This is a genomic window from Carboxylicivirga sediminis (genome assembly GCF_018156225.1).
Taxonomy (GTDB): domain Bacteria; phylum Bacteroidota; class Bacteroidia; order Bacteroidales; family Marinilabiliaceae; genus Carboxylicivirga; species Carboxylicivirga sediminis.
The window spans coordinates 22,637-44,594 of the sequence record NZ_JAGTAR010000038.1 but is presented as its reverse complement, the minus strand read 5'-3'; the positions used below and the strand labels follow the sequence as shown (position 1 = coordinate 44,594).

Sequence of the window (21,958 nt, the reverse complement as noted above, 5' to 3'; positions counted from 1 at the left end):
AAGCACCAACAAATGGGCATACATTACTTTAAATATGACTAACCAATGATGCTTTAGAAACTGCGCACAACCTGTACCAACAACAAACACCACCCCAATATCATCAATAGACCGCCCAATGGAGTTACCGGACCTAATACCTTAAGGTTAGCCCCAATTAGTGACGATAAACTTAAGAAGTATATACTGAATGAGAACAAAAGGGTGCCTGAAATGAAGCTCCAGCCCATCATCTGCTGCAAGCGTGTTTCGAAAGTAAAGAAGAAACCTATAACCAGAAGCACAATGGCGTGATACATCTGGTATTTTACGCCAACCTCAAAGCTTTGTAGCTGAGTTTCGGTTAATACTTTTTTTAAGGCATGTGCACCAAGCGCACCAAGTGTTACAGACAATGCGCCATAAATACTACCAAATACCAGTACAATCTGTTTCATTTCAATATATTAAATATTACTTCCGTTTAACAGGTAGTTTTATAAAAGGTTTAGCCCTTAACATTCACTAAATCCCTGATTTCGAAATTCAATTTCTTCGAAAAATCTATCTTCAATGAACCAAACTCCTCATCCATAATAAACTGATAGCCTTCAACCGTTTCACTGGGTAATGGCTCTTTGCCCTTATATTTTTTTCGGTATGCTTTTATTTTCTTACAATCGTTACGCTCAATAGCCACTACGCACTCAAGACTTACATTCTCATAAATCTCGTAATCACTTTTTATGTTTCTTAGAATTCCCATTTCTTACTTTAATTATTGACTACTTGAATTGATAATTTGTTACTTGCTCCGATGTTTATCATCTCTTTGCCCCTGTTTCACCATTCCCAAAAACTCCAATCGCTGATTGGCAGCCATACCATTGGGATTGCAACCTATCTCACCCTCGGGCACTGCAATCCCAAGCTCGTTATAATGCTTGATCCAGCCTCGATGGAAATCACCAGTTTGCGGATCAATAAAAGTCATGGGGTTGAGTTTAAAGAGCGAATCAAAGGCGAAGGCTTCGTAAACAAACTCGGAGCAGTAAAAACCCTCATCTTCGAGGATGTAGGAATAATTATATGGCTGCCCCAATTGCTTATTGGCAAATGCCAAAGCAGTGTCAACACTCTCTGTATTCAGGCCTTTTACCCGATAATGACCCACAACAACAGAATCGGAATCTGACAGGCAAAAATCTTCGAGCAACTCTTTACAAACTCCTTTACCTGGAGCTGCGTGCAATACCCAAACCGTATCTCTATCTACCTCCACCAGGCCCATGTGCGTGTAGTGATGCTCCTTACCAGTTTGCGTTACTGCATCAATGGCCTGCGATAATGTACTATTTAGATATCCTCTGAAAAGAATATCTCCCGATTGATAATGATTATTTTCTATTGCTGGCTGACAACTCATTAAGACTACTATTTGAGCAAGAAACAACCACTTTACCAAACTGTTTATTTCCATGTCAGCTTAATTTCAATTGGTTTTGTACTAAAGTCATTCATCATAAATCGCAAACCTGCAATGTTTTTAGCTTTTATCTGCGGCAACCATTTTTCGAGTGGTTTTCCCTTTGATTGACCTTGTTCATCCACCACTTCGAGCAACACATCTTTACAATTTTGTCGCGATACTTCAATAGTTACCAATTTCACTCCGGTGGTCAGTTCAACATACTCATTGCGGTTTTTGGCTGATAAGATTACAGTTTCCATGACTACGTATCACTTTGTGTTTTATACCTGTCTTTTTGGTTAAATAAGGTCAGATCCTTATAGCCTGCTTTAATTTTTGCCGAGTGCAGTTCTCCTTTGTTTATGTAATAGGTATCCCCCTTTTTCAAAAACAAAACCTGTTTACCGATTGTCAGCTCCATTTCTCCATCCAGTACCACGCCCCATTGTGCTTCGTGCGAATGAAGGGCTACTTCCGTATCCGTTTCAAATTCCATAAAAACAAACTGCTGTTCGCCAGCCTGTATCAATCGTGACACCAACCCATCAATGGGTATTTCGGCTGAAGGGTGCTCATCAATTATCGGTATCTTTTCAATCATATAAGTTTAGTTGCTATTCAAATTAATTGAACAAAATTAGGACTTTTCCTTGTATAGCTCGTTGCTGACGGTTGAAATCATTCGATTAGTATCAGGTCAAGCAGAACCTTATAGGCCTGCTCACCTACAAATTTAGACTTCAGCCAGGCGTAATACACCGATGCATGCAAATCTTCCTGTTCAATGGGTATCCAGTCAAAAGCCGTTTCTACTGCTTGGTAAAATTCACTTGTTTCTGCAACTGCAGGGTCATCAACTATTTGATTCACCAACTGCAAAAATACCTTTACACGCTCCATTTGCGGCCGTTTCTCAAATAACTCTTTCTGCCTTAGCAAGCCACGAATCTTGTTAGCTGCAATATCGAACTTACCTAATTCGAACTGTATATATATTTCCAGAAATTCCTTTTTTATCACCCACTCAACACCCGCAATTTTGGAACACCAGGCATTACTATGCTCAATACTCATTAACTCCTGCAGTGCCACTTTGTATTCAGTATTATAGAAATGATAGATAGCTTTGTTTAGCTTCAGGTTTAGCACCTCTTCAGGCTTTAATCGCAATTTTTGCATAAAGGCAGCATCAACCATACGAATTGCTTCATTGATATGCCCTGTAAAAAAGCGTAATGCACAATACAGCTGTGTAAAACGGGGTAGCAGACGCGTGTATTCGCTCCGGGCTACCTTGCGCATTTGTTCTCTTAACAGGTAAATGTAATCGAGCGATAAACTAAACTTCTTATTACGGAAAAGCGTATGGGCCACCATATATTGCAGACGGGCCACATAGACTATATCATTGGCCGATGCACTGGGTAACACCTCCATGTTGCGATAAAAATGTAACAAAACAGGCTCAAACTCATAATAGGCTTTACGTGATTTGGCGGCACTTCGTACGATGGACATCAGGCGATACACCACCGACGGTCTGTTGGAAATAGCCTGTGTGAGTTCAAACTCCTCCAATGTTTGTTCAATGATGTGTTGCAAATCAACTATTTCACCTTGCACTTTGGATTTTTGTAAATGATGCTGAATCACCTTATAGGCTGTATCAATCTTGTCATCTTCAATGGCCAGACGCAGGTAACGCTTCTTTTTGGACAAAACCACATCAATTCGCTCATTAAGCTTATCCAGAGGCATTTCCAATTGAAGTCGACAAATCTGATTGGCCAATGCATACTGCTCATTATTCACAGCCAGCTGCTCCGCTTTCTTTAACTTCTTCCAGGCGAGATGAACGATGTCAAACTCCTTGAGATATCGGGCCATAGCCACTTGTGCCGAAACCTGTGCTTCAGCCGTATAATCATTTCGCAACTGCTTAAAGTATATGAAGTCCGTCAGATGCTTCATTAGCTTTTTACGCAAAGCATGATAAGCCACCTGATTGCCATCAGGATAGAGTCGACTGACAGCATCCTCGGAGCTCAACTCGCCTTCTTTATACAACAACCAGAAAAGATCCAAATCTTTTCGATTCGTCTTCTGCTTTTGACGATTTATGAATGAAGCAAATTCACTGACTTCCGGTTTTGAAAGGGTATTTATGATATCAACAAGGGCATCCATAGCATTATTTAAAGTCCTTTATTTAAACCCTAAGTTACTTATTTTATGACCTTAATCACACTATATAAACATTTTTAAATGTCCTTTCTTATCAATTTATGGTTTGCTTTAGACTCTGGCTGTGCCGTAAGTTTACACCGTGAACAAATTAAAGTATAACCCAAATTTGACGATCATGATTGAATTAATTAAGAAACATTGGATAACCACATTGGGCATTCTGTTCTTGTTTTCATCATTCACCTACTTTTTAAAAATTGTATTTGAAAACAATTGGTTTCCTGCAGAATTAAGAGTTCTTTCGGGCTTTACCATCGGCTTAACCTTGCTGTTTGCCGGATTCAGCAATTACCGCAAGAACCAGTTAAACACTTGTCAGTTGCTGGCCGGAACCGGCATGAGCGTTGTGTATGCCACATTCTCTTATGTAGCATTCAGCACCAGCCTTAACTGGCCTTACAACATCACATTTATTTCCGTGCTCAGCCTGACGGCACTCACCACCTTTATGAGTTACCGCTACGACCTGAGAGGCCTCATATTCATCAGCATCATGGGTGGTTTACTTTCGCCACTGTTTATGAAAGCAGAGCCTCATCACGACTGGCTGTTGTTTGCCTACGTGTTAATCCTCAACGTTGGCGCTCTATATGTCAGCATATCTAAGCGTTGGATTGAATTACGCGCCATGGCATTCGCCATTACGGTGCTCATCTACGCCACCTACTTTATTTATTTCGATCCATTGACATGGGGCCGACCATTCTTTTATGCGGCATCACTTTTTGCTACCTATATGGGCGGCATTATTTTCGCCTCGTATTACGAAAAAGATCGCTTCACCGGATCGAATCTTTACCTGAGCCTTATTAATGCCATGCTGTTTATCTTTTGGTCGATATACATTCTGGGAAGCTTCGAGATTACATTCACAATTCCATTGTTAATTGTTGGGCTAGGCTTCATGGCAACATCCTCATTTATCTATTATCTATCGGATAAAAAGCCATTCCCTGCCATTATTTACACATGCCTGGGCTTGCTGCTGTTTGCTATTTCTGCATCCAACATCCAGCCAATGAGTATTTATGGTCTTGAGTATGTATTCACCACCTTGCTATGGTTATTGGTAGTCATCAGCACCTATTCCATTGGCCGATTCACCAAAACATTTGAATTGATTTACGTGAGTTACGCAGCCTGGCTGATGCTTATCATCTACTGGTTTACAGTAGCCTGGGATGTACAATGGATAGAATTATTTGGTGTAAAATACCTGCCATTTTTTAATGCTGGTGCTCTTACCTGGATGGCTTTGGCGGCCTTTGGCTTTTATGGATCAAAAGTTGAGCAGGCAAAAAGTCCCAACCTGAGTACAATGATGGCTATAGCTGCCAATATCATTGTTGCCGGTTTGGTTACTATTCAGATTAAAAATCTTTGGATAGCCTACGACATCACTTTTATGAGTCGTTCTTTAGCAATTTCTTTCTCATACATCATTTATGCTCTGTTTATTTTTGCATGGGGAGCACATACGAGGGCAGCAGCCTTCAGAGTTATGGGCTCACTGGTATTAATCATCACGACAGCAAAGGTGTTTTTCTGGGATATATCAGGAGATGCCAGCATCAGCAAAATGTTGTTTCTTTCCATCATTGGCCTGCTGACTTTAGGTATTGCCCGTATCAACAAATACTGGCTTGATAAAGAGAAGGCTGAAGCGGAGGCTAACAAACAGCCATTCACACCTGAACACGACTAGGCTGCTTTAATATTCAGCCATAACGTGAAGATAAAGTTTGCATCGTTTATATTTGCAGGGGTAAGTCACATCACTGTACTTACCCCTTAATTAAACCATTTGCTATGAATAAATCAGTTAAAACAAGCTGGCTCCCGCTTTTCATCACCAACTTTTTAGGTGTACTGAACGATAACTACCTTAAATACCTGGTATTTTTCATCTCCACCACCTGGATGATGAAAGATCAGGAGTCCATCGTCATCATGCTGGCATCAGCCTTGTTTGTACTTCCATATATAGCTTTTTCGCCCATTGCCGGTAAGCTGGCGCGCGATCATGCCAAGTCTAAAATTATCCAGCGGGCGAAGCTATACGAAATTCCCATCATGGCCATTGCATCGGTGGGATTCATCCTCCAAAATGTAACCATTACCATGTTTGCCATTTTTCTGATGGGCTTGCAAAGCTGCTTGTTCTCACCGGCCAAATACGGCATCATTCGTGATATTGGTGGTAAAGAAGGGATTCCATTCGGTACCGGTGCTATGGAAATGCTTACGTTTATGGGCGTACTTATTGGGACATACATTGCCGGTGTTACATCTGATATCAGCCTGATTGAGTCCTTATCGCCATACAGAACCCTCATCGTATGTGCTGCCCTTATTTTCTTTGCTGTATTAGGTTGGCTTTTCAGCTTAAAAATCGCTCCAAAAGAAACGGTACCTGATGATGAAGATGAAACAACGCTCAATCCGATTCTTTTCCTCATTCGCTCTTATAAATGGAGCAAGCAAATTAAGGGTTTGAATATTGTGATTATTGGTCTGGCTACTTTTTGGGCCATTGGTTCTTTACTACAGATGAACATCACAGTGCACTGTCGCAATATGCTTCAACTATCAGATACAGCCACCAGCACCATTATGGCATTGGTTGCTGTTGGCATTGGAGCAGGCTGCTATTTGACTGGTGTTATCTCCAACAAGAAACTGAAGATGTACCTGGTGCCAATTGGCGGAACAGGCATGCTACTGTGTGTTTCCACCATCTTCATCGTCAATCCTTCCACCATATTGTTCACTGTATTAATTGTACTGACAGCCTTTTTTGCCGGTATTTTTAAAATACCTTTAAATTCATTTATTCAGGATCGCGTGCACGGGCGTAAGCTGGGACTAATACTTGCTTATAACAACCTAATGCTGTTTACCTTTATCCTGGTATCAGCAGGCATCTTTGGATTGGTTGAAACAATGGCCAACTCACTTATGGTGTTTGCAGCCGTTGCAGTTATTACGCTTATCATCACAATTGTCGCATGGCTGCGAATTCCAGGTGCCAACAAACTGAAGGCGCTGTAGTTGTTAAACAAAGGACGGAAAATCATAACAACTATTCAACGTTGTATAAGACTAGATATACAAACATTTGACTAGCATTAATTTCATAAGCATGAAACAACATCACCCAATCATAATAGGCTTAGCTAAAGGGCTGTTTGCCCTCCTGCGTTTTATTCTTGGAGCTCGATACAAGGTAAACGTAAAGGGGCGGGAAACGCTAAACAGTCAATCACCCAAACTGATTCTGCCGAATCACCAGGCCATTATGGATCCCATTCTGCTGTTTGCCTATTTGTACAAATACACAACAGCAGTGCCCGTTATGCTAGCCTCCTACTTTGATATCCCTGTTGCCAAATGGCTGTTCAAAGCATGGGGAGCTGTACGTGTAAGTGACCTCGAAGGCGGCAGCCGCAACACCAATGTGTTGAAACAAATTGTATCATCGGTTGACAAAGGACTGATGATGAACAAAAACATCGTTCTATACCCAAGTGGTCAGATTGCAGCTCAGGGCTTTGAGCGCATTATCAATAAACAAAGCGCACAATTAAGCGTTCAAAACATGCCAGATGGTGCAGAAGTAATAGCCGTTCGCATTTCAGGACTGTGGGGCAGCCGCTGGTCAAAGGCATGGATGGGGCAATCTCCTTCATTCTTCCCTACTCTGTTTAAATCAGTTGGGCTTGTGTTGTCAAACCTATTGTTCTTTATGCCTCGAAGAACGATTAACATTGAATTCGTTAATATTACAGCTGAATCAAGAGCCAAAAGTCGTGAGGGCAAAGCGGAGTTTAACCGTTACCTGGAGAGTATTTATAATATAAAAGGAGAAGAAGCAGTATCCTACATCCGCTATCACTTCATATCACCTCCAGTAAAAAGAGAACTGCCAGAAAAGATTGCAGGTTCAGATAAAGTATTAAAAAAGCAATCATCAGCATCCAATGTAACAATACCTAGTGCTGTTTTTTCAAAGGTACAAGCCTGTATAGCATCCATCCTGGAAATAGATGCACAAACCATTGAGCAAAAAAGCTACTTACAATTGGATTTAGGTGCAGACTCGCTCAATATTGTGGAAATCATATCTGAAGTGGAGAATCAGTTTCCTAGCTTTTCGGCTCCTCAAATCAATGACATAAAGACCGTTGAAGATTTATGCCTGGTAGCAATGGGGCAATTTAAAAGTGAGAGTGATCTGAAACCTTCGACACTGCAGCGTCCTCTTAGCGAGGTAAAGCGACTGACTATTAGCAATGACGGCACCATACTTCAGCAGTTCATCAACACCTTTTCCAAACATGGAAATGATCCGTTTTGTTACGATGCCATGCTAGGCTCCACTACCCGTAAAGAGTTCTTTTTAAAAGCATGCGTAGTAGCCGAGTTGCTAAAAAAAGAGAGCAAAGAGCAGCATGTGGGTATATTGCTACCCGCCTTACAAAGCACCACTTTGCTGATTGCAGCCTGTTATCTGGCCGGAAAAGTGCCGGTGATGCTTAACTGGACCGTTGGCAAAAAAGTGCTTTTGCACTGCCTGGCAACGACAGGCGTTCAGACTATACTTTCAGCGGGAGCATTTGTTGATAAGATTGATGAACAGCTTCCTGAGGAGATAAAGAATAAGATCATTCTACTCGAGAAGAAAGTACCTCAGATATCACTGATCACAAAGCTTAAAGGAGCCTTAAAAGCTAAATTCCCACAGCTTTTAATAAATACTAAAAACAAACCGGACACCGCAGTTATCCTGTTTACATCGGGTAGCGAGGCCATGCCCAAAGCGGTGCCATTATCACACAACAATATCGTCAGCAACCTGTCCGCAGCATTTCAGCTGGTTGATATCGATAATAACCAGGTATTTCTATCGTTTCTGCCACCATTTCACAGCTTTGGCTTTACGGTACTCAACATTATGCCCTTGCTAACAGCTATAAAAGTGGGCTATACACCCAACCCAACTGATTCACGTGAAGTGCTGCGCATTCTGAAACACATCAAAGCCAATGTATTGGTTGGCACACCAGGCTTCCTGAAGCTTTTACTGGCCGAGGGCACCAGTGCTGCCTATGCATTTAAATCGGTGAAATTTGCTATATCGGGTGCCGAAGCTATGCCTATATCCTTAAAAGAACATTTTGAAGCAGTCACCGATAGCGGACTCATCCTCGAAGGCTACGGCATTACCGAATGTTCTCCTGTGCTAACGCTCAATCCTCAGGTCAAACAAAAGCTCAACAGCGTTGGCCGGTTTCTGCCAGGCATTGAAGCTAAGATATTGAATTTAGAAACCAACGAAGCACTGCCTGTCGGGCAACCAGGAATGATATATGTAAGTGGCCCAAATGTGTTTGATGGCTATTTGAACCAACCGGAACTGCATCCGTTTGAGACCATTGATGGGAAATGCTATTACAAAACAGGCGACCTGGGATATCTGGATGAGGAAGGCTACCTGTTTATTACAGGGCGTCTCAAGCGGTTTATAAAAATTGCCGGTGAGATGATAAGCCTGCCATTCATCGAAAAAATACTACTCGACAAATACGGCAGAGATGATGAGCAAGTACTGGCAGTGGAGGGCAGCGACAAGAGCCAGCCACCGCGTATCGCATTGTTTACAAAAGATAACATTGACCTGAAAGAAGCCAATGAGCACTTACTCAAAAACGGTGTGGCTCCCATTGCGAAACTTCGCGAAGTGATCAGCATTGATGAGATACCTGTATTGGGCACCGGCAAAACCGATTACAAGGTGCTTAAGGCAATGCTTGAAACATAAAAAAGCAAAAATAGTATCTTTGCGCCTCAATTATCAAGGGCAGACATGAATCAACAGTTGACAGACATTATATTACAAGCCACCGGTGCACAAGGTATTGGCCATACAGAAATCATCCAGAACCTATGGAGCGGTTATGGACAGATAATACGAGTAAAGCTGCATGGAGGTGAGCACAATAGCGTTGTGGTGAAGCACGTTAAACTACCGGATACTACTAAGCACCCAAGAGGCTGGAATACAAACCTCTCACATCAGCGCAAGTTGAAATCCTATCAAGTAGAAACGGCCTGGTATGAATTCTGGAATAGGGATTGTGACGATAATTGCCGTACTCCTCACATCCTGGCGTTAAATCACGTTGGTGAAGAAGTAGTAATGGTAATGGAGGACTTAAACGCGTCAGGTTTCTCCAGGCGAATGAATAGTGTTGGCTGGACAGAAATCAAAACCTGCTTACGTTGGCTGGCAAATTTCCATGCTACCTATTTAAAACAAACACCTGATAAACTTTGGGAAGTAGGTACATACTGGCATTTGGATACGCGACCGGATGAACTGAACATCATGGATGATACCAAGCTGAAAGCTGCAGCACCGGCTATCGACCAGCTACTGAACAACTGCCAATATCAAACATTTGTACATGGCGACGCCAAGCTGGCCAACTTTTGCTTTTCCGAAGATGGCAAGAAAGTGGCGGCAGTGGATTTTCAATATGTGGGTGGCGGCTGCGGCATGAAGGATGTAGCCTATTTTGTGGGCAGCTGTTTGTATGAGGATGATTGCGAAAGCATGGAGAAACAGATTCTTGACTTCTACTTCGATGCTTTAAGAGCTGCTGTATCTGAAAAACATCCGGATATTGACTTCGAAGAACTTGAACTGGAATGGCGTGAGCTATACCCGCTTGCCTGGACCGATTTTCACCGTTTCCTGAAAGGCTGGAGCCCGGACCACTGGAAAATCAACAGCTATAGCGAGCGCCTGGCCCGCGAAGTGATGGCGCGATTAAACAAAGCCCAATAAGATGTTATTATCCCCCCTGCAATTAAACGAATTAGGCTCTTGCGCCATACAGGCTGCCACACAAGCCGGTGAGCTGATTAAACGACGTAGCCTGGAAAAGTTAGCTATTCATAAGAAAGAAGGTGGTGATAGTTTAGCATCACAGGTATTTACAGAAGTTGATTTGGCAAGTGAACAAATCATTCTGAAAGCCTTACAGCCATCCATTGAAAAATATGATCTGGCACTGCTTAGCGAAGAAACAGCTGATGACGGCAGCCGCTTTGAGAAGGACTATTTCTGGTGCATCGACCCATTGGATGGTACGCTGCCGTTTATTGAGCAAACCGATGGTTATGCAGTTTCCATTGCATTGGTTGACAAGCTGGGTATTCCTCATATTGGAGTGATCTACAATCCGGTTGATTCAACGCTTTACCATGCCATAAAAGGACAAGGTGCCTATAAAAATCAGCAGCCATGGGCAATCAGTCACCCATCTGAGTCATTAACACTAGTTTGCGATCGCAGTTTTAAAAAGTACAAAGCATACAATACGATTATCAGTAAACTTAGGCAGTTTAGTCATCATAAACTAAACATCATCTGCCATGGCGGAGCTGCTATGAATGCTATGTGGGTACTGGAGAATTCACTTGCAGCTTATTTTAAATTCCCCAAAAAAGAAGATGGAGGAGGCAGCTTGTGGGATTATGCCGCATCGGCCTGTATCTTTAATGAAATAGGCGCATATGCTGCCAGCTTCAACAAGGAAGATCTAGACCTCAACCGAACCGATTCCACTTTTATGAATCATAAAGGGATATGCTATTGCTCCAGCCGGCAATTAGCACTTGACATCCAAAACTTAATTACTAGCCATTGAACCAATTGGGATTGACACCCCTATATATATGAGCGTCTGCTTGTCGGCAATATTAAGCAGGTTGCCAATAACCGTTGACGAACCAACGAAAAAATTCCGATACCTGGCAGACAGACCGATATCCCATTTTAATATATTTGAATAAGTAACTGGCAGATAAACACCCCATTTAGGCGACTCATAGCGACCGGTTATATTGCCGCGCCATGCTGTTTTTGATACAATATTAACCAATGAATTATAGTAGTTGGGCTTCAAAACTAAATTGCCACTAACAAACCAGTTAGGAGCTATACAATAGTCTGCATCAGCCCTCACTGTAAGGGGCAGATTAGTCCTAAAACTACCACCAAGTCTTTCTTCTACATCTATCGATTTTTCAATCGAATCCTTAAGCGCCTCAATAGTTGTTATTCCACTAAATCGGCTATAAGGCACATCCTCCATTTTAACATTATACGAAGCCTGATCTTTAATGTCCCGATGATGAATCTGACCAATATCAGCCACCACTAAACCTAATTTATATCGATAAGGGATTCCCTTCACACCAACAAGATGTTCGGGTAAATAAGAGTAACTCACACCTAAATCCAAACCAAATCCCAAATCACCAGATTGCTCAACAATATCACCACCATCAACTGTTTTGCTAAGACTTTCATTAAAACCATATGACATGTCCATGTTAAAGTAAGCAATATGTTCCTTGTCAAACATGACATCAATTCCATCCATTTCAAGATATCCGGCACCAGACCCCTGCAGTACCTTAAACACCAGACCACCGCTTAGCCATCTGTTTTCATCCTTTACCAAAGTTGATGACCATACAAATCCATATTCAACCCAACTATTAAGGAGTGAACGAAAATACTCGTCTTTAATATCCTTTAAGCCTTCAGGATTATGGATGCCTTTGAATATATTGATAAAATCATCATTAGACGAGTTATAAATACCATCGGCACGCACACTTACGGTAACACCAAATGAATGTTTATCATTCAGCTTATAAGTGATAGAAGGCACCATCATATGACCTTTTACATACAACAATGATTCTTCTGAAGCCAAAAAGAATTTTAAATCACCAAAGCCAACCTTTCCAAGCACATCCCAAATGTCCTGGGAGGCAAAATTCTGATTATGTAGTAACCCTACATTGGTAGATAACAGGTTAATATTCCACTTTGCCGGATGGCGTGTTAAATCGGCCGGTTGATGAACAATGCCAACAAACGGCAAATAAGGGCTATTATGCACACCGGTATATTCCTGTGCAGATAAACCAATCAACAGAAGTGTGAAATATAGGGTTATGAATAATTGTTTCATAAAATTTGAATGAGTCTGCAAAATAAACCAAATTACGGCATTCTGATTTCATAATGAATATCTTTATGCAATATTTTATGCGATGAAAACAATTAGGGAGCGAGATTTTCTGCCTGAATTAACTTTTCATGCAACCAGAAGTAGTGGTCCAGGCGGGCAAAATGTTAATAAAGTAAATACAAAGGTTATTCTACGCTTTAGCATTGAAGCCTCCGTCTTGCTGTCTGATAATGAAAAGCAGGTATTACTAAGAAAACTAAATAACAAATTGACTTCCGATAATGAGCTAATTATCAGCAACCAGGAGAGTCGTTCGCAAATACATAACAAAGCAGCAGCAATTGAGCAGTTTTACAACCTGCTATCTGATGCCCTTAAGCCAGCAAAAAAGCGCCTGAGAACAAAACCTACCAAAGCATCGATTGAAAGAAGGCTCAAGACAAAAAAGCAACAAGCATTAAAAAAAGCTACCAGACGGCTCAAAGACATGTGACAAATAGCTACTTTTGCAGAAATACATTTAAACACAACACAATGAAAGAGATCACCTTAGGACAAGGGCTGGACAATATTACATTTGGCTTAAGCCGACCAGAAGTCATTCAGCTACTCGGTGAACCCAGCGAAGTAGAACCAATGGATGGCGACAATAATTCAGGAGCCATGGAAGCCTGGCACTATGATGATCATCACCTATCCTTGTCGTTTGAAGAAGACTGTAACTGGCGCTTGACATCCATCACAACCGCCTCACCGGAAGTTCTTTTCGAAGGCATCGACCTGATTGGTCTTAGTCAGGGTGAAGTAATGGAACAGATGGAGGTTTTCAATCTGGGCGACTTTGAACTAGAGGATTTATCAACAGATGTAATTCCCAACCAAAGCCTGGCCTCGAACTCTGATTTTAGCCTCAATCTGTTCTTCGACCACGATATTTTAACTGAGATCCAGTGGGGGCCTTATTGGGACGACGAAGCAGAAGCGCCTATATGGCCCGAGGTTCAAAAGAACTAATGAATAAGTTAAGTGCACCTAAATGTTAGGTCATAATCTGAGGAAGCTGCCTGCAAGATGTTGCAACTAAAAATTCCTGCAGTATTATCTCGCACATCAGGTGTATTGAAAACCTCTAAATTACAAAACAGCCCGATTCAACTATTTGATCGGGCTATTTCAATATTATTACAGGCTATTTAAACATTGTAAGTTGTACTGGCCGTATCTCCACCTCGGCCGGTCCAGTTAGTGTGAAAAAATTCACCTCTTGGCTTATCGATACGCTCATAGGTATGAGCTCCAAAGTAATCGCGTTGGGCCTGAAGCAGGTTGGCCGGCAAATTGGCCGAACGGTAACCATCATAATAGCTCAGGGCTGTTGCAAAAGCAGGCGTTGGAATACCATTCATTACAGCTGTTGCTACCACCTTGCGCCAGCCAGTTTGTGCCTTATCAATCGCTGCTTTAAAATATGGATCGAGCAATAAGTTAGTTAACCCAGGCTGCTGATCAAAGGCCTCTTTTATCTTTCCCAGGAATGCCGATCTGATGATACAACCACCACGCCACATTAGGGCAATACCGCCATAATTCAGGTTCCACCCGTACTCTTGCGCAGCGGCATGCATCAAAGCATACCCTTGTGCATAAGACACAATTTTCGAGGCATACAAGGCATCTTTAATAGCTGCAATAAATGCTTTTTTATCACCTTCAAATACAGTTTTTGGTCCGGTTAAGATTTGAGATGCCTCCACTCGTTCGTCTTTTATTGAAGATAAACAACGAGAAAATACAGCTTCTCCAATCAAGGTTAGCGGCACACCCAAATCAAGCGCTGTAATACCCGTCCATTTACCGGTTCCTTTTTGACCAGCTTTGTCCAGGATCTTTTCAACCAAAGGTTCGCCGTCTTCATCTTTGTAGGCCATAATATCCCGGGTAATTTCAATCAGGTACGAGTCCAGCTCCTGCTCATTCCACTCTTTGAATACCTCATGCATCTCATCAGCTGATAAGCCCAATAAATCTTTCATGATATGATAGGCTTCCGTAATCAACTGCATATCGCCATATTCAATGCCATTATGCACCATCTTCACAAAGTGACCGGCTCCATTTTCACCTACCCAATCGCAACAAGGAGAACCATCCTCTACTTTGGCGGCGATAGATTGAAATACCGGCTTAACTGATGGCCAGGCAGCTTTTGAACCTCCGGGCATGATTGAAGGACCTAACAAAGCTCCTTCTTCACCTCCGGAAACACCAGCTCCAATATAATAAACTCCTTTGCTCTCAACGTACTTAACTCGTCGGTCGGTATCGGGATAATGGGTATTACCGCCATCAATAATAATGTCACCGGGTTCCAGCAAAGGCAGAAGAGCATCAATAGTTGCATCAACTGCAGTCCCGGCTTTAATCATCATCATTATTTTCCGTGGGCGGTCGATTGATGCTACCAACTCTTCCATCGAATGGGTCCCCACAATATTTTTATCCTTACCTCTACCATTGATAAAGTTATCCACTTTATCGGTTGAACGGTTGTAAACTGCCACCCGATACCCTTTACTTTCCATGTTGAGTACCAGATTTTCGCCCATTACGGCCAAACCAATCAGGCCTATATCAGCTAATGTTTCCATAATTATCTTTTCAAGTGGTGTATAAGAAAAAGCTAATTAACACTATCAATTATCAGGATTATTAACCAGCTTATTCTTTAGTTAATGTTCTTTAAGAAAATAATTTAAGCACCAAGAACCGCACTGTAACCGTCTTCATTGCTTCAAGTTGCTTAACACATATAACATAAAACGGCAATAGTTGTTTAAATACACAGCCCGATTTACACATATTAAATTCATGCCCAAACAAGCAGTAATTATCAGCTATTACTTTTTGTTTTTCATCTGATTTAGGCGCCTGATGAAATGACGTCGCTTATAGTAAAGTACTATTGAAGGAATGTAAGCCACAGCAAAGCCTAAAGATAAAATCAGAATACTTAGCCTTAGCATACCCCAGTTACGCAACGAAAAGGCCAGTATCACAAATGCAATGTTAATAGAGCCGATAATTAAACTGATTTGCAGATGTGAAAAACCGAGAGCCAGCATGCGGTGGTGAATGTGATTTTTGTCTGCTGCAAAGGGTGAATTCCCCTGCGCTACTCGCAACATAAACACCCTCAAGGTATCAATAATAGGAACTATCAGAATGGCTATGGCAACAGCTGGTGCACTATTCATTGTGTGCAACAGTTTGTACTGATTGTCAGGGCGATTAAACTCGCTAAAATGCACTGCTACTACAGCAATCAGAAAACCCAAAATCAATGAACCGGTATCACCCATAAATATCTTCTGGCGCTTTGAGAAGATGTTGTAGTAGGCAAAAGCCAATAATCCTCCCACCAATGCTGCCACAAGTGTAGGTATGTGGTAATCTTCATTAATAAAGTACCAAACAGAGAAGGACAAAGATGTAATAATACCAGTGATAGCGGCCAAACCATCGATACCATCAATCAGGTTAAAGCCATTGATGATAAATACCATTCCCACTATCGTGAGCACCGTACCCCAGAAAGGATCAGGATGAAGGCCAAAGAATCCGTGAAAATCGGTGATTTGCAGACCACCCAAACCCACAACAATTATAACAGCAATGAGCTGACCAGCCAACTTAACCATTGGTGCCGTCACTAATATATCATCTTTTATACCTATGCCAAAAATTATAAGTAGAGCCGGTATCAGAAATGGAATTTCAATAAACTGAAACCAATCGACAAACAACGAATATGTAAACAGGAAACCAATAAAAATGGCCAATCCGCCCAGCGTAGGAATCCGCATACGATGAACACTGCGTTTATTAGGTTCATCAAACAAGTTTTTTGAATGCGCCACCCTAAGTATGGTTGGTATTGATAAAAACACCATCATAAAAGATAAAAAGGAGGCAAATGGGATCAGTAACTGAATTGTGTAACCGTTCATAAATAATGTTTCAGTAAAATCAGTACACAAAAGTAATAAAAAGGTCGATAGCTGGGCCAGATAATCACAATTATCCAAGCGAACGAGTTCTATGAATACACTAGTACATATCAATCGGTATTAGCATTGCGTTTGTTATCTTCGCAGCTCAGGTCAATGTAATTATGAATAAAGCACAACTTCTCAAACAGCTCCTACCCGGCTTCCTACCTATTATCGTCTTCATTATTGTTGATGAAATCTGGGGAACCATTTATGGCTTAATCGTGGCCATTATAATCGGAATCTCAGAATTACTTATTGAGTATACAAAAAGTAAAAAACTTGAACGCTTTATATTGGTTGATGTGGGACTAATTATTGCCTTGGGCCTTGTCTCTATTCTGCTGGACAATGAACTCTTTTTTATGCTCAAACCAGGCATTATCAGTTTAATTATGACAGGCCTGGTAGGCTTCTCTGTTTTCACCAAACAGAACCTGATGCTGCAAATGAGCCAGCGCTATATGAAAAAGGTAACCATCAATCCCTATCAGGTGTGGTTAATGCAGCAAAGCATGAAACGTATCTTTTGGCTACTGTTGGTCTATTCGCTGGCAACTATAGCGGCTTCCTTTCTAGATGACACACGCCTGTGGAAGTTCCTGGCAAGTGCCGGTTTCATAGTAGTAGCAGGCATCTTTTTGGCCTTCGAATGGTGGCAGAAAAAAAGAGAAAGCAAACAGCTAAAACAGGATGAATGGCTACCTCTTATTAGTGAAGATGGCCAAATCATTGGTTCGGCTCCCCGTTCGCATGTGCATAAACAATCCTTTCTGCTGCACCCTGTTGTTCACCTGCACGTCGTTTATAATCAGCAGATACTATTACAAAAGCGGCCAGCACACAAACTGGTTCAGCCAGGCAAATGGGATACTGCCGTAGGCGGGCATGTATCAACTGGCGAAAGCATTGAACTGGCACTTCAACGAGAAACCCTTGAAGAAATAGGACTGGAGAATTTTAAAGCACAGGCCATCACCCGCTACATTTGGGAGAGCCCCATTGAAAAAGAAATGGTTTTTGTATTTAAAACTGCTCACAAAGGCCCATTCAGATTTGATGAGCAAGAAGTAGATGAGGTGCGCTTCTGGTCGATTGATGAAATCAACAAGCAATTGGGTAAAGGGATTTTCACGCCCAATTTCGAGCATGAGTTTGAACGATTTAGAGATATGCTCATCTAAAATAAGGGTATCTTATCAAATATCAGACAATAAAAAAATGTAATTCACTATTTTGCCACCCAATTCAAAATCAATACTTCATTATCAATGAATACAATTAAAAAAGCACTCAACGAATCAGCCGCCATGCGCTGGGGCGTTCTCCTGCTGGTAGGCTTTGTGCTATCAGTCAACTACTATTTCTACGATGCCTTTTCAACATTAAAAGATGATATGCGAACTGTATTTGGTTTCACAGGAACAGATTATGGTTTATTTGCATCTTTTTATTCAGTGCCAAATACTTTTTTGTTAATGGCTGTCATTGGCGGGATTATTCTGGATAAAATTGGAATTAGAAGAACTGGTTTTCTTTTCGTGCTTTTCATGACAATTGGAGCTTTCTTAACAGCTTACGGAGCTTCTGATTACTTTAATAACGGTGGTTTTGGTTACGAACTGATGAGTTCATTCCTTCCTCGATTCTCACCAGAGCTTAAAGTGATGTTATTGGGAAGATTCTTCTTTGGACTTGGCGCTGAAACAACAATTGTTGTAGTTAGTAAAATATTAGTTAAATGGTTCAATGGTAAAGATTTGGCTTTAGCCTTTGGTCTAAAAGTAGCTTTTGGTCGTTTAGGCTCATTTGCAGCCCTAAGAATATCCCCTTTCATTTCGAACGAAGGCACCAACTTAAGCAGCGCAATTTGGTTCGGAGCTATATTAGTTTCAATAGGCTTGTTAGCTTTTCTGGTATATATGCTTTTTGATGCCAAACTTGACCGACAAATACAACCAGTAAATAATGCATCAACCACAGATAGCTTCTCTATTAGAGACATTATCGACTTATTAAAAAATAGAGCTTATTTATATATCGCATTGTTATGCGTAACGTTTTATTCGGCAATCTTCCCGTTTAACCATTACGCACCCGATTTTATTTCAGACAAATTCGGGCTTAGCTCTATCGAAAGTGGTAACCTAACCTCGTTTCTGCCAATGGGAACTTTAATATTCACTCCTATATTTGGAGCGTTGATTGATAGAAAGGGAAAAAGTGCAAGTGCAATGATTTTCGGAGCAATAACACTTCTTATAACCCACCTTTTATTTGCATTAACATATACGCCTCCATTAATTCCAATAATACTGCTAGGCATCGCTTATGCTTTAGTGCCTGCTGCCATGTGGCCAACTATGGTTAAGCTTGTGGATGAAAACAAAATTGGAACGGCATACGGCTTGATGTACTCGATACAAAACCTTGGTCTTTTTGTTTTTCCTCTATTAGCTGGAGCTATACTTGATGCAACAAATCCTGGCAATCCTGAAATTTCGGACTACACAGCCACTATTTTAATGTTTGCTGCTGTTAGCTTATTGGGCTTGATATTTGCCCTGCTGCTTAAATTTGAGGATAAGAAAAAAGGCTTTGGGGTGGAGTTACCGCTCAACAAAAAATAGCATACAAAAAAGGATGGTAGTCAATTGATTACCATCCTTTAAAAATATCTTCAGCCCTAATTATTACGACAGCATAATAATTCTTTCCAGCTTTTCTTTATTGGCAATAATCAGCTCACGCCTGTCAAAACGTATGATACCGTCATTTTTAAATTCGGTAATCAAACGACTGACTGATTCTTTAGAAGTGCCAATCCAACGGGCCATATCCAACCGCGAAATTACCAATGGAATGGCCTCATCGGCTGATGTCTTAAACGATTCGTGCAGCTTAAGTAACAAATTAGCCAAACGGCCGCGTACGGTCCTTTGCGATAGTTCAACCAGCGAATTGTATGAGTTCTTCAACTCATCACAGGTCTTCTTAATCAGTAAATCGGCCAGCTCTTTATTCTGACTAATGGCGCGCTTAAATGCCTCACCGGGGATAACGCACACTTCACTATCGGTTAAGCTTTCGCAGGCTGTAACTTCTGGCTCGTCACCTAAAAGTGAATGAAACCCAAACAAATCGCCTTCCTTCACCAGGCGCACTATCTGTTGCTCCCCTTTTGAACCAATACGGTATATTTTCAATAAGCCTTTGTTGACGAAATAGGCATGTTTCATGTTGGTATCCTGCTCATACACCACTTCACCACTTTTGTAGTATGTGCATTGCTGAATGGCCTGATTCCACAACTCCTCATTCGCCTGAATATGTTTTATGATATTACTTAATGGCATGTCTGCTTCCTTATTATTAACGCATGGGCAACATACAAATTTCTTTTCAGATACTTAGCCTGGAACATAAGATTTTTATCACTTCCGGACTTGTCGCTTTTGCAGATAGCGGTCGAGATGCATTTGGTTTAGCTCATCACTATCGCCATACTGCTTGCGAAGCTCCTCCAGTTTTACATGCATCATTTGCTGCACATCTGTATAATCAGCCTGGTCGTAAACATTATTCATCTCCCCCGGATCATTGTGTAAGTCATATAGCTCCCATTCATCAATATCGTAATAGAAATGAATAAGCTTATAGCGCTCGGTACAAATACCATAATGCCGCTTCACATGGTGCTCGGCCGGATACTCATAGTACGTATAGTAAATGGCATCGCGCCAGTTGCTGTCATCACCTGTTACCAGTTTTCGAAACGATTCTCCCTGAATATCATCGGATACTGTAACCCCGGCATAATCCAGGAAGGTGGGTGCAAAATCGAGGTTTTGTACCAACTTGTTGACGGTTGTCCCGGCTTTAATCTCTTTAGGGTAACGCACTAATAAAGGCGTACGAAACGACTCTTCATACATAAACCGCTTATCGAACCAACCATGCTCACCCAGATAAAAACCTTGATCAGAAGTATAAACGACAATGGTATTTTCCTCCAAGCCGGCTGCCTTGAGGTAATCAAGCACTTCTCCAACACCGTCGTCAACCGATTGTATGCAGCGCAGATAATCTTTGATGTAGCGATTGTATTTCCAAAGGGCCAGCTCCTCTCCTTCCATCTTATGCTGTTTAAAATCCTCAATGATTGGATCATAGTAGTCATCCCATTGGGCACGCTGCACTGAGTCCATCCTGTTGGTAACCCAACCGGCGCTTTGCCTCAAATGCCCACCCAGTTCACCTTCCTTATCGAACATCTTCAAGTCGTATGCCAAATCCATATGTTCACGTATTCCCATTTCGTGAGTTGCTGCAGCGCGGCGCCCTTTAAAATCATCGTAAAAATTAGCGGGTGGCGCAAACTCCTTGTCATCAAATAACTCAAAATACTTAAGTTCAGGCATCCATGAGCGGTGGGGTGCTTTTTGATGATACAGCAGCAGGAATGGCTTATCCTTCTGTCGCTTATTTTGTAACCAGTCAAGCGCCAGTTCGGTGGTTATGGTTGTGCAATAGCCATGGTATTGCTTCTTCACGCCATTTTCTATAAAATCAGGATTATAATATTGTCCCTGTCCTGGCAAAACATTGGAGTAATCGAACCCTTGTGGCAGGCCATGCAGATGAATCTTACCAATCATAGCAGTTGTGTAACCAGCCTTCTGCAATTGTTTGGCAAAGTTATCCTGCTCCCAGTCAAAGGGCTGCATATTATCGACCTTGCCATTAACAAAACTGTGCTTACCTGTGAGCATCACCGCCCGGCTGGGAGCACATATCGAATTCGTCACATAGGCGCGTTTGAAAATAGCTCCTTCACTGGCCAGGCGATCGATATTAGGCGTATGATTAAGCTGATGACCATAGGCACTGATGGCCTGATAGGCATGATCATCACTCATAATAAACAGTATATTGGGCTGCTTATTCTCCGATTGTTCAGCTCTGTTACACGATGTAAACAATACAACCAGTATAAATAGATGTACTAAATTCTTGGGCATGATTTTATAATTTTTATTTAGCAGAACCTAAGGTAAGCAATGCTTTTAGATGTTGAACACACGTTTTTCAATAACAGAACATTTACTAACCTATCGGAACATGTTAAAACATTTTCATCTATGATAAAAATCAGTTGC

At 41.5% G+C, this 21,958-nt stretch carries 20 protein-coding genes; 9 read left to right on the top strand and 11 right to left on the bottom strand.

The features are described 5' to 3' along the window. Nucleotides 1-53: 53 nt before the first annotated feature. From KDU71_RS19320 to KDU71_RS19295, 6 genes are all read right to left on the bottom strand, one after another. Nucleotides 54-437 (bottom strand): DUF423 domain-containing protein, encoded by a 384-nt coding sequence (locus KDU71_RS19320; protein WP_212192755.1) that lies wholly within the window; start codon nt 435-437, stop codon nt 54-56. A gap of 50 nt (nt 438-487) precedes the next feature. Next, nucleotides 488-745 (bottom strand): hypothetical protein, encoded by a 258-nt coding sequence (locus KDU71_RS19315; RefSeq protein ID WP_212192754.1) that lies wholly within the window; start codon nt 743-745, stop codon nt 488-490. Between the two features lie 39 nt (nt 746-784). After that, entirely contained in the window at nt 785-1,405 is a 621-nt protein-coding gene (locus KDU71_RS19310) for a YiiX/YebB-like N1pC/P60 family cysteine hydrolase (RefSeq protein WP_212192753.1), read from the bottom strand. 44 nt (nt 1,406-1,449) lie between these two features. Continuing rightward, on the bottom strand, nt 1,450-1,710 hold the full coding sequence (locus tag KDU71_RS19305; protein ID WP_212192752.1) for a hypothetical protein: 261 nt from the start codon (nt 1,708-1,710) through the stop codon (nt 1,450-1,452). 2 nt (nt 1,711-1,712) lie between these two features. Next, entirely contained in the window at nt 1,713-2,051 is a 339-nt protein-coding gene (locus KDU71_RS19300) for a cupin domain-containing protein (RefSeq protein ID WP_212192751.1), read from the bottom strand. Nucleotides 2,052-2,128: 77 nt separating this feature from the next. Continuing rightward, nucleotides 2,129-3,637 (bottom strand): hypothetical protein, encoded by a 1,509-nt coding sequence (locus KDU71_RS19295; protein WP_212192750.1) that lies wholly within the window; start codon nt 3,635-3,637, stop codon nt 2,129-2,131. Between the two features lie 175 nt (nt 3,638-3,812). Here KDU71_RS19295 and KDU71_RS19290 point away from each other — a divergent pair, with 175 nt between their 5' ends. The 5 genes from KDU71_RS19290 (at nt 3,813) to KDU71_RS19270 (ending at nt 11,412) form a co-directional block, all read left to right on the top strand. Continuing rightward, on the top strand, nt 3,813-5,402 hold the full coding sequence (locus tag KDU71_RS19290; RefSeq protein ID WP_212192749.1) for a DUF2339 domain-containing protein: 1,590 nt from the start codon (nt 3,813-3,815) through the stop codon (nt 5,400-5,402). A 104-nt stretch (nt 5,403-5,506) separates the two neighbouring features. Beyond that, nucleotides 5,507-6,748 carry an MFS transporter gene (locus KDU71_RS19285; RefSeq protein ID WP_212192748.1) on the top strand — a complete coding sequence of 414 codons (1,242 nt, stop codon included), beginning with the start codon at nt 5,507-5,509 and terminating at the stop codon, nt 6,746-6,748. Nucleotides 6,749-6,839: 91 nt separating this feature from the next. Beyond that, entirely contained in the window at nt 6,840-9,518 is a 2,679-nt protein-coding gene (locus tag KDU71_RS19280; protein WP_212192747.1) for an AMP-binding protein, read from the top strand. Between the two features lie 45 nt (nt 9,519-9,563). Next, complete coding sequence (locus KDU71_RS19275; RefSeq protein ID WP_212192746.1) at nt 9,564-10,547, top strand: oxidoreductase family protein; 984 nt, start codon at nt 9,564-9,566, stop codon at nt 10,545-10,547. Nucleotide 10,548: 1 nt separating this feature from the next. Beyond that, complete coding sequence (locus KDU71_RS19270; RefSeq protein WP_212192745.1) at nt 10,549-11,412, top strand: inositol monophosphatase family protein; 864 nt, start codon at nt 10,549-10,551, stop codon at nt 11,410-11,412. Here the strand turns inward: KDU71_RS19270 and KDU71_RS19265 are convergent. Then, entirely contained in the window at nt 11,395-12,750 is a 1,356-nt protein-coding gene (locus KDU71_RS19265; RefSeq protein ID WP_212192744.1) for a DUF5723 family protein, read from the bottom strand. The two genes, KDU71_RS19270 and KDU71_RS19265, sit on opposite strands and share 18 nt — an antisense overlap. A gap of 82 nt (nt 12,751-12,832) precedes the next feature. Here KDU71_RS19265 and arfB point away from each other — a divergent pair, with 82 nt between their 5' ends. Both arfB and KDU71_RS19255 read left to right on the top strand, forming a co-directional pair. Further along, nucleotides 12,833-13,243, top strand: a complete 411-nt coding sequence (gene arfB, locus KDU71_RS19260; RefSeq protein WP_212192743.1) for an alternative ribosome rescue aminoacyl-tRNA hydrolase ArfB — start codon at nt 12,833-12,835, stop codon at nt 13,241-13,243. Between the two features lie 41 nt (nt 13,244-13,284). Continuing rightward, a complete protein-coding gene (locus KDU71_RS19255; RefSeq protein WP_212192742.1) occupies nt 13,285-13,764 on the top strand; it encodes a hypothetical protein in 480 nt (159 codons plus the stop codon). Nucleotides 13,765-13,943: 179 nt separating this feature from the next. Here KDU71_RS19255 and gnd read toward each other — a convergent pair whose 3' ends face one another. Together gnd and KDU71_RS19245 are read right to left on the bottom strand one after the other, a co-directional pair. Continuing rightward, nucleotides 13,944-15,398, bottom strand: coding sequence for a decarboxylating NADP(+)-dependent phosphogluconate dehydrogenase (gene gnd / locus KDU71_RS19250; protein WP_212192741.1), 1,455 nt, complete (start codon nt 15,396-15,398; stop codon nt 13,944-13,946). Nucleotides 15,399-15,647: 249 nt separating this feature from the next. Further along, a complete protein-coding gene (locus KDU71_RS19245; RefSeq protein ID WP_212192740.1) occupies nt 15,648-16,757 on the bottom strand; it encodes a glycosyltransferase family 4 protein in 1,110 nt (369 codons plus the stop codon). Nucleotides 16,758-16,921: 164 nt separating this feature from the next. On the opposite strand from KDU71_RS19245, the gene KDU71_RS19240 reads away from it, so the two are divergent. Together KDU71_RS19240 and KDU71_RS19235 are read left to right on the top strand one after the other, a co-directional pair. After that, the gene (locus KDU71_RS19240; protein WP_212192739.1) at nt 16,922-17,983 is read left to right on the top strand and encodes an NUDIX domain-containing protein; all 1,062 of its coding nucleotides are present in this window, start codon (nt 16,922-16,924) and stop codon (nt 17,981-17,983) included. Nucleotides 17,984-18,070: 87 nt separating this feature from the next. Then, on the top strand, nt 18,071-19,429 hold the full coding sequence (locus KDU71_RS19235) for an MFS transporter (protein WP_212192738.1): 1,359 nt from the start codon (nt 18,071-18,073) through the stop codon (nt 19,427-19,429). 63 nt (nt 19,430-19,492) lie between these two features. Here KDU71_RS19235 and KDU71_RS19230 read toward each other — a convergent pair whose 3' ends face one another. Together KDU71_RS19230 and KDU71_RS19225 are read right to left on the bottom strand one after the other, a co-directional pair. Continuing rightward, nucleotides 19,493-20,155: a Crp/Fnr family transcriptional regulator gene (locus KDU71_RS19230; RefSeq protein WP_212192737.1), complete on the bottom strand. Its 663-nt coding sequence runs from the start codon at nt 20,153-20,155 to the stop codon at nt 19,493-19,495. A 78-nt stretch (nt 20,156-20,233) separates the two neighbouring features. Continuing rightward, nucleotides 20,234-21,820 carry a sulfatase family protein gene (locus KDU71_RS19225; protein WP_212192736.1) on the bottom strand — a complete coding sequence of 529 codons (1,587 nt, stop codon included), beginning with the start codon at nt 21,818-21,820 and terminating at the stop codon, nt 20,234-20,236. Nucleotides 21,821-21,958 lie beyond the last annotated feature (138 nt).

Excerpts from the sequence above, each read along its gene's own strand:
- KDU71_RS19320 (WP_212192755.1), bottom strand. The coding sequence starts at position 437 with ATGAAACAGATTGTACTGGTATTTGGTAGTATTTATGGCGCATTGTCT.
- KDU71_RS19315 (WP_212192754.1), bottom strand. The coding sequence starts at position 745 with ATGGGAATTCTAAGAAACATAAAAAGTGATTACGAGATTTATGAGAAT.
- KDU71_RS19310 (WP_212192753.1), bottom strand. The coding sequence starts at position 1,405 with ATGAGTTGTCAGCCAGCAATAGAAAATAATCATTATCAATCGGGAGAT.
- KDU71_RS19305 (WP_212192752.1), bottom strand. The coding sequence starts at position 1,710 with ATGGAAACTGTAATCTTATCAGCCAAAAACCGCAATGAGTATGTTGAA.
- KDU71_RS19300 (WP_212192751.1), bottom strand. The coding sequence starts at position 2,051 with ATGATTGAAAAGATACCGATAATTGATGAGCACCCTTCAGCCGAAATA.
- KDU71_RS19295 (WP_212192750.1), bottom strand. The coding sequence starts at position 3,637 with ATGGATGCCCTTGTTGATATCATAAATACCCTTTCAAAACCGGAAGTC.
- KDU71_RS19290 (WP_212192749.1), top strand. The coding sequence starts at position 3,813 with ATGATTGAATTAATTAAGAAACATTGGATAACCACATTGGGCATTCTG.
- KDU71_RS19285 (WP_212192748.1), top strand. The coding sequence starts at position 5,507 with ATGAATAAATCAGTTAAAACAAGCTGGCTCCCGCTTTTCATCACCAAC.
- KDU71_RS19280 (WP_212192747.1), top strand. The coding sequence starts at position 6,840 with ATGAAACAACATCACCCAATCATAATAGGCTTAGCTAAAGGGCTGTTT.
- KDU71_RS19275 (WP_212192746.1), top strand. The coding sequence starts at position 9,564 with ATGAATCAACAGTTGACAGACATTATATTACAAGCCACCGGTGCACAA.
- KDU71_RS19270 (WP_212192745.1), top strand. The coding sequence starts at position 10,549 with ATGTTATTATCCCCCCTGCAATTAAACGAATTAGGCTCTTGCGCCATA.
- KDU71_RS19265 (WP_212192744.1), bottom strand. The coding sequence starts at position 12,750 with ATGAAACAATTATTCATAACCCTATATTTCACACTTCTGTTGATTGGT.
- arfB (WP_212192743.1), top strand. The coding sequence starts at position 12,833 with ATGAAAACAATTAGGGAGCGAGATTTTCTGCCTGAATTAACTTTTCAT.
- KDU71_RS19255 (WP_212192742.1), top strand. The coding sequence starts at position 13,285 with ATGAAAGAGATCACCTTAGGACAAGGGCTGGACAATATTACATTTGGC.
- gnd (WP_212192741.1), bottom strand. The coding sequence starts at position 15,398 with ATGGAAACATTAGCTGATATAGGCCTGATTGGTTTGGCCGTAATGGGC.
- KDU71_RS19245 (WP_212192740.1), bottom strand. The coding sequence starts at position 16,757 with ATGAACGGTTACACAATTCAGTTACTGATCCCATTTGCCTCCTTTTTA.
- KDU71_RS19240 (WP_212192739.1), top strand. The coding sequence starts at position 16,922 with ATGAATAAAGCACAACTTCTCAAACAGCTCCTACCCGGCTTCCTACCT.
- KDU71_RS19235 (WP_212192738.1), top strand. The coding sequence starts at position 18,071 with ATGAATACAATTAAAAAAGCACTCAACGAATCAGCCGCCATGCGCTGG.
- KDU71_RS19230 (WP_212192737.1), bottom strand. The coding sequence starts at position 20,155 with ATGCCATTAAGTAATATCATAAAACATATTCAGGCGAATGAGGAGTTG.
- KDU71_RS19225 (WP_212192736.1), bottom strand. The coding sequence starts at position 21,820 with ATGCCCAAGAATTTAGTACATCTATTTATACTGGTTGTATTGTTTACA.